At 69.3% G+C, this 16,225-nt stretch carries 12 protein-coding genes; 3 read left to right on the forward strand and 9 right to left on the reverse strand.

The genetic code is table 11. The annotated features are described in order from the left end of the window. The coding region (locus tag C1J00_RS00005) for an nSTAND1 domain-containing NTPase (protein ID WP_245936104.1) at positions 1 to 3,794 on the forward strand (3,794 nt) is incomplete at its 5' end. Positions 3,795 to 4,110: 316 nt separating this feature from the next. After that, positions 4,111 to 5,175, forward strand: coding sequence for a fatty acid desaturase family protein (locus tag C1J00_RS00010; RefSeq protein ID WP_102906957.1), 1,065 nt, complete (start codon positions 4,111 to 4,113; stop codon positions 5,173 to 5,175). Positions 5,176 to 5,252: 77 nt separating this feature from the next. Here C1J00_RS00010 and C1J00_RS00015 read toward each other — a convergent pair whose 3' ends face one another. From C1J00_RS00015 to C1J00_RS00055, 9 genes are all read right to left on the reverse strand, one after another. Then, positions 5,253 to 6,119 carry an ABC transporter permease gene (locus C1J00_RS00015; RefSeq protein ID WP_102906958.1) on the reverse strand — a complete coding sequence of 289 codons (867 nt, stop codon included), beginning with the start codon at positions 6,117 to 6,119 and terminating at the stop codon, positions 5,253 to 5,255. After that, a complete protein-coding gene (locus C1J00_RS00020; RefSeq protein WP_102906959.1) occupies positions 6,116 to 7,003 on the reverse strand; it encodes an ABC transporter permease in 888 nt (295 codons plus the stop codon). The genes C1J00_RS00015 and C1J00_RS00020 overlap by 4 nt, the downstream gene beginning before the upstream one ends. Positions 7,004 to 7,006: 3 nt before the next feature. Continuing rightward, positions 7,007 to 8,143: an ABC transporter ATP-binding protein gene (locus tag C1J00_RS00025; protein WP_102906960.1), complete on the reverse strand. Its 1,137-nt coding sequence runs from the start codon at positions 8,141 to 8,143 to the stop codon at positions 7,007 to 7,009. Then, positions 8,136 to 9,236 carry an ABC transporter substrate-binding protein gene (locus C1J00_RS00030; protein ID WP_102906961.1) on the reverse strand — a complete coding sequence of 367 codons (1,101 nt, stop codon included), beginning with the start codon at positions 9,234 to 9,236 and terminating at the stop codon, positions 8,136 to 8,138. Before C1J00_RS00030 ends, C1J00_RS00025 begins: the two co-directional genes overlap by 8 nt. 488 nt (positions 9,237 to 9,724) lie before the next feature. After that, positions 9,725 to 10,459, reverse strand: a complete 735-nt coding sequence (locus C1J00_RS00035; protein ID WP_102906962.1) for an SDR family NAD(P)-dependent oxidoreductase — start codon at positions 10,457 to 10,459, stop codon at positions 9,725 to 9,727. A gap of 72 nt (positions 10,460 to 10,531) precedes the next feature. Then, positions 10,532 to 11,638 (reverse strand): alanine racemase, encoded by a 1,107-nt coding sequence (locus C1J00_RS00040; protein ID WP_102906963.1) that lies wholly within the window; start codon positions 11,636 to 11,638, stop codon positions 10,532 to 10,534. A 121-nt stretch (positions 11,639 to 11,759) separates the two neighbouring features. Further along, complete coding sequence (locus tag C1J00_RS00045) at positions 11,760 to 12,245, reverse strand: RidA family protein (protein ID WP_102906964.1); 486 nt, start codon at positions 12,243 to 12,245, stop codon at positions 11,760 to 11,762. 738 nt (positions 12,246 to 12,983) lie between these two features. Then, complete coding sequence (locus C1J00_RS00050; RefSeq protein WP_102906965.1) at positions 12,984 to 13,670, reverse strand: GntR family transcriptional regulator; 687 nt, start codon at positions 13,668 to 13,670, stop codon at positions 12,984 to 12,986. Between the two features lie 320 nt (positions 13,671 to 13,990). Continuing rightward, on the reverse strand, positions 13,991 to 14,671 hold the full coding sequence (locus C1J00_RS00055) for a haloacid dehalogenase type II (protein ID WP_102906966.1): 681 nt from the start codon (positions 14,669 to 14,671) through the stop codon (positions 13,991 to 13,993). Between the two features lie 263 nt (positions 14,672 to 14,934). On the opposite strand from C1J00_RS00055, the gene C1J00_RS00060 reads away from it, so the two are divergent. Beyond that, complete coding sequence (locus C1J00_RS00060) at positions 14,935 to 16,212, forward strand: NAD(P)/FAD-dependent oxidoreductase (protein WP_102906967.1); 1,278 nt, start codon at positions 14,935 to 14,937, stop codon at positions 16,210 to 16,212. The last annotated feature ends 13 nt before the right edge of the window (positions 16,213 to 16,225 follow it).

The following is a 16,225-nucleotide window of genomic DNA, read 5'->3' on the forward strand; positions in this document are numbered from 1 at the left end:
GGCCGGGCCGGTCCGAGGGGGAGCTGGATCCGGAGGCCGGACCGGTGCAGCGGTTCGCCGCCGGGCTGCGGGCGCTGCGCGAATCGGCCGGCAAACCCACCTACCGGGAGATGGCCCGGCAGGCCCGCTACGGCGTGACCACCCTGTCGCAGGCGGCGGCCGGGAAGCAGCTGCCCACCCGCGCGGTGACGCTCGCCTATGTGAAGGCGTGCGGCGGTGACATCGTCGAGTGGGAGCGGCGCTGGCGCGAGGCGTCGGACGAACTGGCCGCCGGGGCCGCCGCCGACGAGACCGCCCGGCCGCCCTACCGCGGCCTGACCCGCTTCGAGCCGGGCGACGCCGAACTGTTCTTCGGCCGCGACCAGCTCGTGGAGCGGCTCACCGAGCTGAACCGCAAGCACCGCTTCACCGCTGTCTTCGGTCCCTCCGGCAGCGGGAAGTCCTCACTGCTGCGGGCCGGCCTGATCCCCCGGCTGCGGGGGGCCTTCGACGAGGACGTGCCGTCGGCGGCCGTGCGGATCCTCACGCCCGGCGCGGACCCGCTGCGCACCCATGCCGACCGGCTGGAGCCCGTACCGGACACCGACGCCGACACCTGGCTGATCGTCGACCAGTTCGAGGAGCTGTACACCCTCGGCGCCGACCCTGCCGACCGGGACGCCTTCATCGACCGCCTCGTCGCCGCCGGCGACGCCGGCAGCAGGCTGCGCGTCGTCATCGCGGTGCGGGCCGACTTCCTCGGCCGCTGTGCCGAACATCTCGCCTTGACCGCCGCGTTGCAGGACGCCACGCTGCTCGCCGGGCCGATGAGCCGCGCGGAGCTGCGGGAGGCCATCGTCCGCCCGGCCGCCGTGGCCGGCCTGATCGTGGAACGCTCTCTGACCGACCGCCTCCTGGACGAGGTCGAGGACGCTCCCGGCGGACTGCCTCTGATGTCGCACGCCCTGCTGGAGACCTGGCGCCACCGCGGCGGCCGCGCCCTGACGGAGGCCGCGTACGAGGCGGCCGGCGGCCTGCACGGTGCCGTGGTACGGACCGCCGAGCAGCTCTACGGGGAACTGAGCGGCGACCAGGCGGAGTTGGCCCGGCGTATTCTGCTGCGCCTGGTGGCGCCCGGGGACGGGACCCCCGACACCCGACGCCCCACCGACCACGCGGAACTCGGCTTCGGTGACCCCGCCGACACCCGGCTGGTGCTGGAACGTCTGGCCCGGGCCCGCCTCATCACCTTCGACGACGGCACCGCCGACCTGGCCCACGAGGCCCTCATCACCGCCTGGCCCCGGCTGCGTGCCTGGATCGACGCCGAGCGCGACCGGCTGCGCGTCCACCGCGCGCTCTCCGAGGCGGCCCGCACCTGGCAGGACCTCGGGCAGGAGAACGCCGCGCTGTACGCCGGGTCCCGGCTGAGCGCCGCCCGCGACGCTTTCCCGCGCGACACGGCACAGCCGGACCCGGGTGATGACGAACTCACCCCGGTGGAGCGACATTTCCTCACCTCCTCCCTCCGTCGCCGACACCGTGCCGCGCTCCTGCGCCGCACGGTCGTGGCCGTACTCGCCGCGCTCGCCCTGCTCGCCACCGGCACCGCCGTCGTCGCCCTCCAGGCGCGTGCCACGGCACAGGCCGAACGGGACGACGCCGTCTTCGGACAGCTCACCGCCGAGGCCGACCGGGTCCGCGAAACGAACGCCGGGCTGGCCGCGCGGTTCGACGTCGCCGCGTACGGCATGCGTTCCACGCCGGACCTGCGGACCCGGCTGGCCTCGGACGCGGGCCGGGTGCTGGCCACGCGGCTGCCCGGCCACGACGGTGTCGTCAGTTCCGTGGCGTTCGCGCCCGACGGCCGCACTCTCGCCAGCGGCGGCCACGACGGCACCGTCCGGCTGTGGGACATCGACGGCCGGGCCCTGGGCGAACCCCTGCGCCTCGGCACGAGCCGGGTCGGCGCGGTCGCCTTCGCGCCGGGCGACCGGGACCTGCTGGCCGCCACCGGCGAAGGCGGCGCCGTCCGCCTGTGGGACCTGCGTGACCGGGAGCGCCCGCGCGCCGTGGGCAGGCCGCCGGCGAGCCACGACGAGCAGAACGTCGTCACCGTCGCCTTCGCGCCCGACGGCCGCACCCTGGCCACGGCCGGTGACGACGGCACCGTACGGCTGTGGGACGTCTCCGATCCTGCCCGCCCGGAGCCGCTCGGGAAGCCCGCCGCGGCCGACGGGGCGCGGGACCGCAGCGTCCGGGCCGTCGCGTTCGCCCCGCACGGCAGGACGCTGGCGACGGCGGGCTACGACGGCACCGTTCGGATGTGGCGGTACGGCACCGACGACGGCATCACACCGCTGGGCGAGCCCCTGCGCGCCCACACCGACCCGGTCTGGACCCTGGCCTACTCCCCGGACGGCCGCACCCTGGCAACCGCCGGCTTCGACGAGACCGTACGCCTGTGGGACGCGTCCGATCCGGACCACGTCGAGTCCCTGGGCGAACCGCTCACCGGACACACCGCGCCCGTCATGTCGGTCGCCTTCAGTCCCGACGGCGAAACCCTGGCGAGCGCGGGCGAGGACGACGCGCCGCTGCTGTGGAACGTGGCCAACCCCGCCTATCCGCTGCGGCTCGGGGAGCCGCTGACCGGCCACACGGGGGCAGTGTGGGAGGTCGCCTTCAGCCCCGACGGCCGCACCCTCGCCAGCACCGGCGCCGACGGCAGCGTCCTGCTGTGGCACCGGCCGCCGACCGTCCTCACCGACTTCACCAACCCGGTGACCGCCGTCGCCTTCGGCCGCGACGGCCTCCTGCTCGCCGCCGCCAGCACCGATGACGGACTGGTCCGCCTGTGGGACGTAGGCCGCCCGGACCGCCCGCGCCGGCTGCCGCGGATGCTCGCCCACGAGGACCGGGTGCTGTCCGTCGCGTTCGCACCGGACGGCCGCACGGTCGTCAGCGGCAGCGCGGACGGCACTGTACGCCTGTGGGACGTCTCCACGCCGGACCGTCCCACTCTGCTCGGCGAACCCGTGCCCGCACACGACGGCGCAGTCCATTCCGTCGCGTTCGCCCCGGACGGCCGCACGCTCGCCACCGGCGGCGAGGACGACATGGTGCGGCTGTGGGACATCCGGGGACCGGTCGGCGTCAGGCCCATCGGCCCCGCCCTGCGCGGACACACGGACGCCGTCACCTCCGTGGCCTTCGCCCGGGGCGGCCGCCTCCTGGCGACCGGTTCCGAGGACGCCACGGTCCGCCTGTGGCAGGTGGACGTACGCACCCGCCCCGTTCCCGCGGGCGCTCCCCTCACCGGGCATCACGAACCGGTCAACGCGGTGGCCTTCGCCCCGGACGGAAGGACGCTGGCGACCGGCAGCGACGACCGCACGGTGCGGCTGTGGGACGTGGGCGACGGGAAGCGGACCGGCCGCGCACGCCCGTCGGGCCGGGAGCTGACCGGGCACCGTGCGGAGGTCCGGGCCGTGGCCTTCGCCCCGGACGGGAAAACACTGGCGACCGGCGGCGGCGACCGCACGGTCCGCTTGTGGGACGTGCGGGACCCGGCCCGTGCCGAGCCCTACGGCCGGGAACTCACGGGCCACGTCGACACGGTCACCACCGTCGCTTTCCGCCCCGGCGGCACCCTCGCCTCCGCGGGCTACGACCTGACGGCCCGGCTGTGGACCCTGGACGCCGACCACGCGGCGGACCACGTCTGTGACCACACCGGCGGCATCCTCACCCGGGCGGTGTGGCAGAAGCACCTGCCGCAGCTCGGGTACCGGAAGGTCTGTCCCGCTCGTTAAGACCGGGCGAACCTCGGTACCGCCCCGTCTTCGTCATGCGCGACGACGGTCGCCTTCAGCGTGCCATCGAAACCGGCCTCACCGCCCGCGCCGCCGCCGCGACCTTGGCACCACCCCGATGGCCACCCCGGCAACGCTCGCCTCGCACCCGTGTGACGTCCCTCTCCACACCCTGATCCGGCTCCCGTCCGCCCCACCGTCGCCGGCCGGCGGACTTGGCTGCGGTCCTCCCCCGTTGCCATGGTGGTGCCAACTCCACCTCATTCAGGGGGTGGACGCCATTCCTCCACCGTGGGCCTGCTCAGATACTGGGTCCATGACCAATTCAGCGGTGCTATCGGTAGACCCGTCGGGACAAGGAGAACGACAGAAGCAGCACAGGGGAAGCGACTTCGCAGAATTGTCGAGGCGCATAGCCGAGGCCGGGCTTCTCCGACGCCGTCCACTGTATTACACGGTACGTTTCGGACTGGTCGCCCTCGCTCTCGCGGGGTGCGTCGGCGCGTTTCTCGCACTGGGTGACAGCTGGGGCCAGCTTTGGGTCGCCATCGCCCTGGCCCTTGTCTTCGGCCAGCTCGGACTGGCCGCCCACGACCTCGCCCACCGGCAGGTCTTCTCCCGCCGGCGGCCCAGTGAGGTGGGGGGACTACTGGTCGCCAACCTGTTGCTGGGCATGAGCTACGGGTGGTGGATGAACAAGCACACCCGGCATCACGCGAATCCCAATCACGAGGGGAAGGACCCGGACATCTCGCCGGACATTCTCGTCTGGTCGCGTCGGCAGGCACGCAATGCCAGGGGTTTGCCGCGTTTCGTCGGAAAGCACCAGGCCGCACTCTTCTTCCCTCTGCTGACCTTGGAAGGTCTGAACCTGAGCTTCAGCAGCTTCCGGGCCCTCAAGTCACCGTCGGTGAAAAGGCCGGCTCTTGAGGGCACACTGCTCCTGGCGCATTTCGTGGTGTATTTCGGCGGCCTGTTCGCCGTCCTCTCCCCCGCCAAGGCGTTGCTCTTCCTCGCCGTGCACCAAGGCCTGTTCGGGGTTTACCTCGGTTCGGTGTTCGCACCCAACCACAAGGGCATGCCGGTGATCGAGGAGGGGACACGGCTGGACTTCCTGCGCCGCCAGGTCCTCACCTCGCGCAACGTGCGGGGCGGCGCGCTGGTCGATGCCTTCATGGGCGGGCTCAACTACCAGATCGAGCACCACCTCTTCCCGAGCATGCCGACACCTGCACTCGCCAGGGCGCAGGTCATCACCGAGCGGTACTGCGCAGAGCTGGGCATCCCGTACCACCGGACCGGGCTGATTGCCTCGCACCGGGAGGCCCTGCGCCATCTCAGGAGCGTCGGCGAACCGCTGCGCGCCCCGGCGGAGCGCTGACCCAGTTGACGGCCCGGCTGCGATCACTCAAAGGAAGCCGGGCTCTTTCGGTGGCCCGTGAGCATGAGCGCTGGTGGTCATACGGTCTCCTCTGCCGGGTTGGCGATGCCTGCCGTGTTCTCGACCGACAGCAGGGAGTTCTGCCGTCCGGAGCCGAGCCAGCGCACCAGAGCCACCAGGGCGAGGGCGAGGACCGCGAAGGCGATGAGGATGGCGCTGACCGCGGTCACGCTGGGATCGATGTCGAAGGTGAGGGAGTTGTACACCTGCACCGGCAGGGTGATGGTGCCGACGGAGGACAGGAACTGGGAGATGTAGAACTCATCGAAGCTGGTGATGAAGGAGAAGACGGCCGCCGCGATCATGCCGGGGGCGGCGAGGGGGAAGGTGATCCGCCGGGCGATCGTCATGCGGCCCGCACCCATGCTGGCGGCGGCGTCCTCGAGGCGTTCGTCGATGCCGCGCAGGGTCGCGATCAGGATGAGCACCGCGATCGGTGAGGCCAGCACGGTGTGCCCGAGGGCGATGGCGAGCGGGCTGCCCAGCATCGCGGCCGGCTCGAAGAGCAGGAACAGGCCCAGGGCGGTGACGATCTGCGGAATGAGCAGCGGCCCTAGGACCAAGGCGTAGACCGCCGAGCGCAGTGGGAGTTCGCTTCTGGTGAGGGCGGTGGCGGCGGTCACCGCGATGATCAGGGAGAAGACGGTGCTCAGGGCGGCGATGAGGGCGCTCAGTGAGAGCGCGGCCGGCCATTTGCTGCCGTCGGCGAACAGCGCCTTGTACCAGTTCAGCGTCCACACTTCCGGCGGGAACGCGGAGAAGGCGTTGCTGCTGAAGGAGGTGACGAGGATGACGACGATCGGCAGCGCCAGGAACAGCAGGATCACGGTGGCGACCGCGGTCAGGGCGATCCGCCCGGCGACGGTCTTGCGCAGCTCCATCATGACGCACTCCTCTTCTTACGGCTGGCGCCGAGGGAGCTGACGAGCTTGACCAGCAGCAGTCCGGCGAGGGTGAGCAGCAGCAGGATGACTCCCTGGGCGGCCGCCCCGTTCCACTGGTTCTCCTTGGTCACCTGCTGGTTGATGAGGGTGGCGATCATCGTCTGGTTGGGTCCGCCCATCAGGGCGGGGGTGATGTAGTAGCCCAGCGAGAGGATGAAGCTGAGCAGTCCGGCACTGGCCAGGCCGGGGGCGACCAGCGGCAGGTAGACCCGGCGGAAGATCGTCACGCGTCCCGCGCCCATGCTGGCCGCGGCGGCGAGCAGGCGGCGGTCCACGCCGCGCATCACCCCGTACAGCAGCAGCACGGTGTAGGGCAGCATCATGGAGGTGGTGCCGATGACCACGCCCAGCTCGTTATAGAGCAGCCGGTAGGGCGTGCCTGGTACCGACAGGCCGGCCAGGGTCTCGTTCACCAGGCCCTTGTCACCCAGCAGGATGATCCAGCCATAAGTGCGCACCAGGGCGCTGATGAAGTGCGGGACGACCACGACGAGCATCGCCAGTCCGGCCCACAGGGGCTTCAGCCGCGAGATCGCATTGGCCAGAACGAACCCGAAGACGAGGCTCAACAGCGCGGTTTCCGCGGAGATCCGCAGCGTGGTGATCAGGACCGAGAGGTTGACGCCGGTCAGCGCGTCGACGTACCAGTGCAGCGTCAGCGATCCGTCGGCGTTCTTCAGGCTGAGGAACAGCGTGCCGAAGATCGGGTAGACGAACAGCACCAGGAGATAGACGACGACGGGCAGCGCGTAGAGAATCCCGACCCGGGTCCGGCGAGAGGCCAGCAGCTTTCGTGGACGGGCGGTGGCGGTGAGGGCGGCCATGACTCACCGTTCCCGTTCGTCGGCGAAGAGGTTGACGTCCTCAGGGTCGGCTGTGACCCCGACCCGCTCGCCGGCGACGGGGCCCCGGCCGGCCGGTACCTCCAGGCGCAGCAGCACGTCACCGCTTCCGACCCGCACACCCGCGCGGACCAACGTGCCCACGTATGTGGCAGTCTCCACCGTGCCGGTGCAGAAGCCGTCGCCCGGGGCGCCGGCCCGCAGTCGGCCCGGCTGGACGGCGGCCTTGATCTGGGTGCCGGTGGCCAGCTCATGGCGGCGCGCCTTCAGCAGGCCGCCAGTCTCGTCGAGGCGGACCAATGTGTGCTCATCGGTGTGCTTCTCCACATGGCCGGACAGGAAGTTCGCCGCGCCCAGGAAGTCCGCGACGAAGGGCGTCCTGGGCCGCTCGAACAGCTCACGGGGAGTGTCGAACTGTTCGATCAGCCCGTTGCGCATCACCGCGATGCGGTCCGACAGGACCAGCGCTTCTTCCTGGTCGTGTGTCACGTAGATGACGGTCAGGCCGAGTTCCTGCTGGATGGCCTTGATCTCGACCTGAAGCTGGTCGCGGAGCTTCTTGTCCAGGGCGCCCAGCGGCTCGTCCATGAGGATGACCGGCGGGCGGTAGACCAGCGCCCGGCACAGCGCGACACGCTGCTGCTGACCGCCGGACAGCTCCCGCGGCTTGCGGCCGCCGAACCCGGACAGGCCCGCGATCTCCAGCGTCTCCCCGACGCGCCTGCGGATCTCGTCCTTCGGCACCCCGCGCAGGGTGAGCGGGAAAGCGACATTCTCGCTCACGGTCATGTGCGGGAACAACAGGTACTGCTGGAAGACGAAACCCAGGCCCCGCTTCTGCGGCGCGAGCCGTGTCATGTCACGGCCCCCGACGGTGATGGTGCCGGAGTCGGGTTCGCAGAAGCCGGCGATCATCATCAGTGTCGTGGTTTTGCCCGACCCCGAGGCGCCGAGGAAGGTGACGAACTCCCCCGCCGCGATCTCCATGGACGCCTCGTCGACCGCGACGACATCCCCGTACGTCTTGCGCAGGGCCACCACCGACAGCGCTTTGCCCGTCGCGGTGGGCAGGGTGCCGTCGGCCACCTTCACGGACGGTGTGACCACATCGAATTCAGCCACGAGCCCACTCCAACCAGCGCTTAGTGACGGCCGATTCGTTCTTCAGCCACCAGTCGATGTCCGCGTCGAAACCCTTGTCGTAGTACTTCGGCGCACCGGCCAGAGCGTTGCGCTCGTCCTCGGTGAGCTTGGCGTAGGCCACCGGAGAGGACGGGTTCGACGGGAAGGCCTTGGCCAGGGCAGCCTGGATCTCGGCACGCAGCGCGAAGTCCATGAGCTGGTAGGCGCCGTCCACGTTGGCCGCGCCCTTGGCGATGGCGTAGCCCGAGAACTGGCGGCGCATGCCGTTGAGCTGCCGCTCCACCGGAACACCCTGCTTCTGCAGGTCGGCGATCCGGCCGTCCCAGACGGTGGACATCGTCACCTCTTGGCGGCTGAGGAGCACGCCGGGCAGCGGGCCGCTGTCCCAGAACTTCTTGATGTCGGCCCGCAGCCGGGTCAGCACCTTGAATGCGCGGTCCACATCCAGCGGGTACAGCTTGTCCATCGGGACGCCGTCGGCCAGCAGCGCGAACTCCAGCTCGGGCAGGTCACCGTCCGGGCTGACCATCGCGCGGCCGCCCTTGAAGGCCTTGGTGTCCCAGAAGTCCGCCCACGACTCCGGCTTCTTACCCCCGAACGCGTCCGTGCGGTACGCGATGCACTGGCCGTAGAAGCTGTGCCCGATGGCATGGTCGGTGATCTGGTTCTCGGGTATCTTCGCGCTCTTCAGGCTCTTGAGCCGGTCAGGGTCCAGCGTCTCCAGGGCATCCTGCTTCACGTACTTGAAGTGGGACATCATCGAGTTGTTGATGAGGTCGCACTGCGGACGGCCCTGCTTGATCTGGGCGAGCAGCGGGGCGTCGTCCAGGTTGAGCACCTTGACGCCGATGCCGGTCTCCTGGGTGAAGGGCGTGTAGATCGCCTTCTGCAGGGCCGCGCCGTAGGAACCGCCGCTGTCGCGGACGACCACCGTCTTGCCGCCGCCCTTGCCTCCGGCCGCTGCGCGGCTGGTGCCAGTGCCGCAGGCGGCGATCGAGGGCACAGCGGCGAGGGCGGCCAGGCCGCCCATTCCGCGCAAAATCGCTCTCCGGCCGATCTGGGGGTCATTCATGGCAATACTCCTCATCTATTGACGCGTGGGACCGACTGTGCGGCGGCTTTCGCAGGTGCCGGGGGTCGGGATCTTGTGGGGCGGGGAACGCGGACACATGCGTCGCCCGCGCGCGTTGCCGGTCTCCGCTTCTGGGCGCGTCCTCGCCGTGGACTGAAGTCCGCGACGATCGTGCTGTCAGGGCGACGCCGGGCTGGACGGCCGGGTGAGCGGCGGTTGGGAAGATGGAGCCGTCGCCGACGGCGACCGGCGGGGTGGCGGTGGTCCGCATCGCGACACGTCGTGGCCGGCGTCGGGGTGGCCGGGATGGCGCGGATGCGATGCTCGGCACGGGCGCACCGTGGATGGCGCGGTTCGAGCGCGACGATCAGGGCATACGCTCGACTCGTGGTCGATCGGTCATGCAGCGATCGGCGGTCGCCCGAGACAGAGGGCGAGACGGAGGACTGGTCGTTCAGCCCGATGCTGGTGGATGTCCAGCAGGGTGTTCAGAAGGCGGTGTACCCGCCGTCGACGGGGAGGACCGAACCGGTGACGTACGACGATTCCGATGATGCGAAGAAGAGAACGGCGTCGGCGACCTCTTCGGGGGTGGCGAGGCGTTGGAGCGGGATCTGGTTCTCGCGCTCGCGGCGGTAGGCCTCGGGGTCGGGGCTGCGCTGGATCGACGCTTCGATGATCGGGGTGGCGGTCAGGCCAGGAGCGACGACGTTGACGCGGATGTCGCGCGGGGCCCATTCGATCGCCGCGCCCTTGGCGAGCATGATGAGGCCTCCCTTGGCGGCTGAGTACAGGACTTCCCCGGACTTGCCGACCATGCCGAGCCGTGAACTGACGCAGACGAACGAGCCTCCTGCCCGGGGCATGAGCGGCGCGAAGTGCTTCATCACCAGGAACGCGCTGAGCAGGTTGCTTTCGAGTACGTTCTTCGCGTCGGCGTAGGTCATCTCGGTGAGCGGGCTGCTGGCCTGCAGGCCGTGGTTGAGGACGACGACGTCGACGGTGCCGAGGGACTCGACGGCCTGCTTGGCCAGGTCCTCGACGAACGTCTCGTCATTGAGGTCTCCAGGAACGTACAGGTCGTCGGGTTGAGCGGTGTCGAGTCGCTTCCTGCGGCCGGTGAGCAGCAGCCGCGCGCCCTCGCGGCGGAAGTGGGAGCTCACTGCCTCCCCGATGCCACTGCCGGCGCCGGTCACCAGGGCCGCGATGTTCTTGAGTCTCATGTCAGGCACTCCTTAGCGGGGGGAAAGTCGGTCGGGTTGCGGGCTGGGGCGAAGGTCTCGCCCCGGTGCCGGTCAGTTGAGGAATCCGCGGGCGTCGACCGGCCACCGCTGCAGCGAGGTGCCCGTGCTGTCGGTGACGATCAGCTCCTCGAAACCGAGGACGACCGGGCATACGTGGTTCGGCACCACCGGTACGAGGGTGCCGACGCCAGGGCGGAACTCGCCGGCCGGCAGCGGGAGGAATCCGTGGTACTCGTTGAGCTTGGCCAGGACTGCCTTCGTGCCGGCGACGCCGCCGTAGCCGCGCTCCGGGCTGCCCTCACGACCGAGGGCTTTGGTGCCCACATCGAGAATGACCTGGTCGGGAACCCAGTCGCTGACGACTGTGGCGGCGACGAACAGCGCGATCTGGTCGTCCGTGCAAGCGCCGAGCCGGGTGTTGTTCAGGTCGCAGAAGACGTACTCGCCGGGACGGATCTCGGTGATCACGCCGCTGGTGGAGAATTCGATGGTGGGGGTGGAGCCGGCGCTGACCACCCGTGCGGTGACCCCGACACCGGCGAGGCTGCGCACCGCGGTGGTGAGCGCGTCCTCCTGGTCCTGCGCGGCGCGCTCGCGTGCATCCGGACCGGAGCTGCCGTGACCTGGATAAGTGAAGACGCCCACGGGAGCCAGGCCGCGCTTGTGGGCGGCGAGCGCGAGGTCGCCCGCGAGCTCGGGTGGCGCCCCGGAACGACGGGCGCCACAGTCGACCTCGATGACGACCTTCAGCCGATCCGGTTCGTCTCCCATCGCGTCGGCGAGGGCCTCGATCGCCGCGACGTTGTCGACGCCGACCCGTAGCCGGGTGGACTGGGCAAGCCGGCGGATCCGTGCCCCCTTCGTTCCCGCGGGCCAGATCGGGTAGGCGAGGAAGATGTCGTCAAAGCCGGCCGCGGCGAAGACCTCGGCCTCACCGACGTTTCCCGCGGTGATTCCCACCGCCCCGGCCTCGACCTGACGCCGCGCGATCTCCACACACTTGTGCGTCTTGACGTGGGGCCTGACCTCCAGGTTGTGCTGGTCGGCGAAGCCCTGCATGCGGTCGATGTTGGCTTGCATGACGTCGACCAGCACGATCGGCGCGGGGGTGTCGACCCGCTCGACCAGAGCGTCGAGTGCTCGTTGAAGCCGGTTCACGCTGCCCTCCTCGTGATTCTGTCTGCCAATGGTCGAGGGGCGCGGATGCCGACTCCCTCGATGCCGCACGTGCGCGGCCCGCAATAGCGCGCGCTCGCGCTACACCGCCGTCGTGTCCGCCCTACGCCGCAGTGCAGACCATCTGAATCTCGACCGGGCTGTTGAGCGGTAGCCCGGCGACGCCGATCGCTGTGCGAGCGTGTCGTCCGTTCTCGCCCAGCACCTCGATGAGCAGTTCACTGGCCGCGTCGGCGACCCGCGACTGCAGACCGAAGTCCGGCGTACTGGCCACGAAGACCAGCATTTGCACGATCCGGACCCGGTCCAGATCTCCCACCGCCCGCACAGCGGCGGCGAGCGCGTTGAGCGCGGCATGGCGTGCGAGCTCCCGAGCCGTCTCCAGCTCGACGTCCCGGCCGACAGTGCCCTGCCCCAGCAGCTCACCGTCCTTGTAAGGCAGTTGGCCAGAGATGTGGATGCTGGAGCCCACCGCCCGGTGGTGCACGTAGTTCGGGTTGGCAGCGAGGCTGGGAAGGGCCAGACCGAAGGCCTGGAGCCGATCGGAAGCCGAGCCGGTGTTCGCTGCCGAAGTCCCGGGCCGGCTCACTGAGTCACCGCCGCGGACGGCACGGGGCGCCAACCCTCGTAGTTGGGCACGATAACCCGCTTCGAATCAATCTTGATCATCTGCACTCGGGTCTCCTCGCGAGTAACAGCGGTGGCGAAATGCCGTGATGATGGCTTAAAACGACCACCGGATTGTCGTTTGTCGACCATATGAGGGTCGTCGTTTGCTGTCAACAGAAACTTCAGCCCAGAGCCACGGCCTGGATCACCGCCTGCGCCCCCCTCGGCGACTGCCGCTGAAGCGACGGCCTACGTCAGGACACAGCTCACCGGTCTCATACGGTTCGGCGTGGACGAGCATGTGCTGCAGTACGCCTGTATCCATCGCGGTCGCTGACGGCGGTGGGACCTCGAATGATCGACACGGAGGGTGCACATCAGGCCCGACGAGATCCCCTGCGCCACGGGCGCCCCCGACATGCCACCGGGGGCCCTCGACGTCCAACTGGAGGACGGGGCGTCTGCGTTCTGGGCGCGGTTCGACAGCGAGCAGAACTACCGAGACTCGCAGCCACCGCGACGGACACCGACCTGCTGGGGCAGATCTGGAGCACCGCAGCGCTCAGGGGCAGGCCGCTGCCGAGCGCGACAACGGACCCCGGCGCGTACCCTTCGCCGGGGTCCTGCCGTGGTCGCCCGCTCGATCCCCGAGCGCGGCATGGGTCAATGATGTCGCCGTGGCGAGGGTGCTTGAACCCTTCTCGCAGGCGACATCACCTCATGCACGCCTGGACGTACGTGCTTGCTGAGCTTCCGTCTGGGCTTGCAGCGCCGATTTGAAATGGGCGGCCAGTTCCTGGCGGAAGGCGTCGGTGTCGCCTTCCAGGGCAACCGCAGCCAACCTCTCGTGCTCGACGACCAGCTGATGCGGGTCGTCGCTGTAAGTGCGGTGGTCGACGCTGAGGTAGAGGCGCAGCTTGGTCTCCCAGCCATTCCAAAGACTCTGCAGGACGCCGTGCTCCGAGAGGTCGTAGAAGAGCCGGTGGAAGCGAAGGTGGGCGTCGATGCTCGCCGGGATGTCGTTCTTCTCCGTTGCCCGGTGAAGATCCTCGACGGTTTGCATCAACTGCGGACGCTCAGGACCGCGTAGGGCTCCGGCCGAGAGCTCAGCGGCGTACGGCTCGACACGTAGGCGGACCGATGCGATCTCGGCGACGTCACGAGCGCTCACCTCTACGACGAAGGCCCCACGGAAGGGGATCTTCACGATGAGCCCTTCCTCCTCCAGCTTGGTCAGCGCCTCACGCAGCGGGGAGCGGCTGATCCCGAGATCTGCAGCGATGTGCGCCTCGCGCAGCTGTCCACCAGGAGGCACGGTCCCGTCGAGGATGGCGGCCCGCAGCGTGCGGTAGACGCCGTCCGGCGTGGTCGTCCGTTGCTCAAGCCACTCGAACTTGTGGTCCACCCGGTCGCCCTCCCTTGGCCGTTGTCGACCACTTGGTCGTTTGTCGACTATACCTCTGGGACCGACACCGACTGCAGTGAGCTGCCGACGGCCGGCCCGGCACCCTTGAGCCGTCCGGCACAGGGGTGCCGGACGAGCCGACCGGGGGCGCGGGGATGGCCTTCCTCCTCCTCGATGTCAGCAACCCGGAGACCGACTCCTCGACCCACACCCGCGCGGAGGCCGGTCGGGCCGAGTGTCACTCCGGGCCGTGATCCCCGAGCCCTGGACGACGCAGGACGGGAGACCGGCGGTTGATGATGCGGTACCCACCTCTCCCGTCAAGGGCGGGGCAGGCCGAAAAGGGCGGGGAGTTCGGCGATGTCGGTGATCCGCTTGTAGTCGAGCCAGTGCTCGTCGTGCTCGAAGCCGCGGTCCATGTACACCTTGCTCTTGATGCCCATGTTGGCCGCGGTGCGGAGGTCGTACTTCGGGCTCGCCGAGACCCACCCGATTTCGTCGGGTGTCACGCCGAGCTTGTCCAGCGTGTATTCGAACGCACCGAGCCGTGGCTTGTAGATGCCCATCTCCTCGGCGCTGATCACGACCTCGAACGGGGCCTGGAGGTTCTCCGCGAGGCGCTTCGCATGCACGTCGTCGGAGTTCGTCACGATCACCAGCGGGTACTCCTCGGCCAAGCGCCGCAGCGCCTCACTGACACCGGGGTACGGACCCCACGTCGGGATCTCCTCGTACACCGCCTGACCGTCGCCCTCCCGGAACTCCAGGCCGAACCTGCGCATGGTCCGTTCCAACGAGCGGGCGACGACCTGGTGGAACGGCTGGTACGCGCCCAGGCACTCGTCGATCCGGTACTGGTTGCCGGTGCGCAGGAACTCGTCGGCGATCTCGGCCGGGAGCCGGTCGCCCAGGACCCGACGGATCACCTCGTTGATACGGAAGTGGATCAACGTTCCGTTCATGTCGAACGCGACGAACTTCGGCTTGCTCTCAAATTCCACGGTTCCTCCAGGTGTCGATCGAAGGGCGGTCAGTCTGTCGCTTGTCGATTGTCGACCATAAGAGTAGGGTCGACCACTGTCAACAGGCCCCGACCTTGACTCAGGCCGCACCCCCGGACGTCGGACGTCAAGACCGTTCTCGGAGAGAACTGCGATGAACGGTCTCCGAGTGACAGCGAGCACACTTCCGACAGCGGAACCCGTGAGGGCCTGACCCGCGTGCGTTCACAGCGGACGGCACTGGCAGGAGAGAGAGCAGCGATATGAAGTTCACCCCCTACTGGCTCGACACCGCTCCCCAGGGTCCGGACCGGTCCCGTACCGAAATCGGTGGGCATGTCGACGTGGCGGTCATCGGGGCCGGCCTGACCGGTCTCTCCGCGGCACTGCACCTGGCGCGCAAGGGCGCGAACGTGCACGTCTTCGAGAAGGACACGGTGGGATTCGGCGCGTCGGGTCGCAACGGCGGCATGGCCACGACGGGCCTGTCGATCGGGTTCCGGGACGCGGTTGCCCGCTACGGGTTCGACACCGCGAAGGCATACCTGATGACCTACCACGACGCGGTCGACACGCTCGAGAAGCTCGTCACCGATGAGGGAATCGACTGCGACTTCGCCCGCACGGGCAAGCTGAACCTGGCCTCCAAGCCGGCCCATCTCGAGGGTCTGCGCAAGACCCACGAGATCATGTCCGGCCGTCTCGGGATCGAGACCCGGCTGATCCCCAAGAGCGAGATCCACTCGGAGATCGGCTCGGACCGCTTCCACGGCGCCCTGGTCGACGCCAAGAGCGCGGGGCTGCATGTCGGCAAGTTCACGATGGGTCTCGCCGAGGCGGCCGCGCGGATCGGTGTCACCATCCACGAGAAGGCACCGGTCGAGCAGGTCAGTCGAGTGGACGGCACGCGGCACGAGCTGGTCACGCCGCGCGGGACCGTCCGGGCCGACCAGGTGCTGGTCGCGACCAGCGGCTACACCAGCAGACCGTTCCGCTGGCACCAGGTCAGGATCGCTCCGGTCGGCAGCTTCATCATCGTGACCGAGCCGCTGGGCAAGGACGTCTGCGACACACTGCTGCCGAACCGGCGGATGGCATCGAACTCGTTGAACCTGTTGAACTACTTCCGCATCACTCCGGACCAGCGGCTGCTGTTCGGTGGCCGCGCCCGGTTCGCCATGTCCAACCAGCAGTCGGACGCGAAGAGCGGGCGCATCCTGCACAAGGCGATGACCCAGGTCTTCCCTCAGCTCACGAACGCGCGCGTCGACTACTGCTGGGGCGGCCTGGTCGACATGAGCATGGACCGCATGGTGCACGCCGGCGAGCAGGACGGGCTCTTCTACTCGCTCGGCTACTCCGGCCACGGCGTCCAGATGGCCACCCACATGGGCAAGCAGATGGCCGAGTGCATGAACGGCACCCCGACCGCCAACCCTTGGCGCGAACTGCCCTTCCGGCGGATCCCGGGCCACTTCGGCCCACCGTGGTTCCTGCCCTTCGCGGGCGGCTACTACAAGTTCAAGGACCTCATCAAGTAGGCGCGAGACGGTC

The sequence above is a fragment of the Streptomyces cahuitamycinicus genome, from assembly GCF_002891435.1.
Taxonomy (GTDB): Bacteria; Actinomycetota; Actinomycetes; order Streptomycetales; family Streptomycetaceae; genus Streptomyces; species Streptomyces cahuitamycinicus.

Bases quoted from the DNA above. Each gene is read 5' to 3' on its own strand.
- C1J00_RS00010 (WP_102906957.1), top strand. From the start codon at position 4,111: ATGACCAATTCAGCGGTGCTATCGGTAGACCCGTCGGGACAAGGAGAA.
- C1J00_RS00015 (WP_102906958.1), bottom strand. From the start codon at position 6,119: ATGATGGAGCTGCGCAAGACCGTCGCCGGGCGGATCGCCCTGACCGCG.
- C1J00_RS00020 (WP_102906959.1), bottom strand. From the start codon at position 7,003: ATGGCCGCCCTCACCGCCACCGCCCGTCCACGAAAGCTGCTGGCCTCT.
- C1J00_RS00030 (WP_102906961.1), bottom strand. From the start codon at position 9,236: ATGAATGACCCCCAGATCGGCCGGAGAGCGATTTTGCGCGGAATGGGC.
- C1J00_RS00035 (WP_102906962.1), bottom strand. From the start codon at position 10,459: ATGAGACTCAAGAACATCGCGGCCCTGGTGACCGGCGCCGGCAGTGGC.
- C1J00_RS00060 (WP_102906967.1), top strand. From the start codon at position 14,935: ATGAAGTTCACCCCCTACTGGCTCGACACCGCTCCCCAGGGTCCGGAC.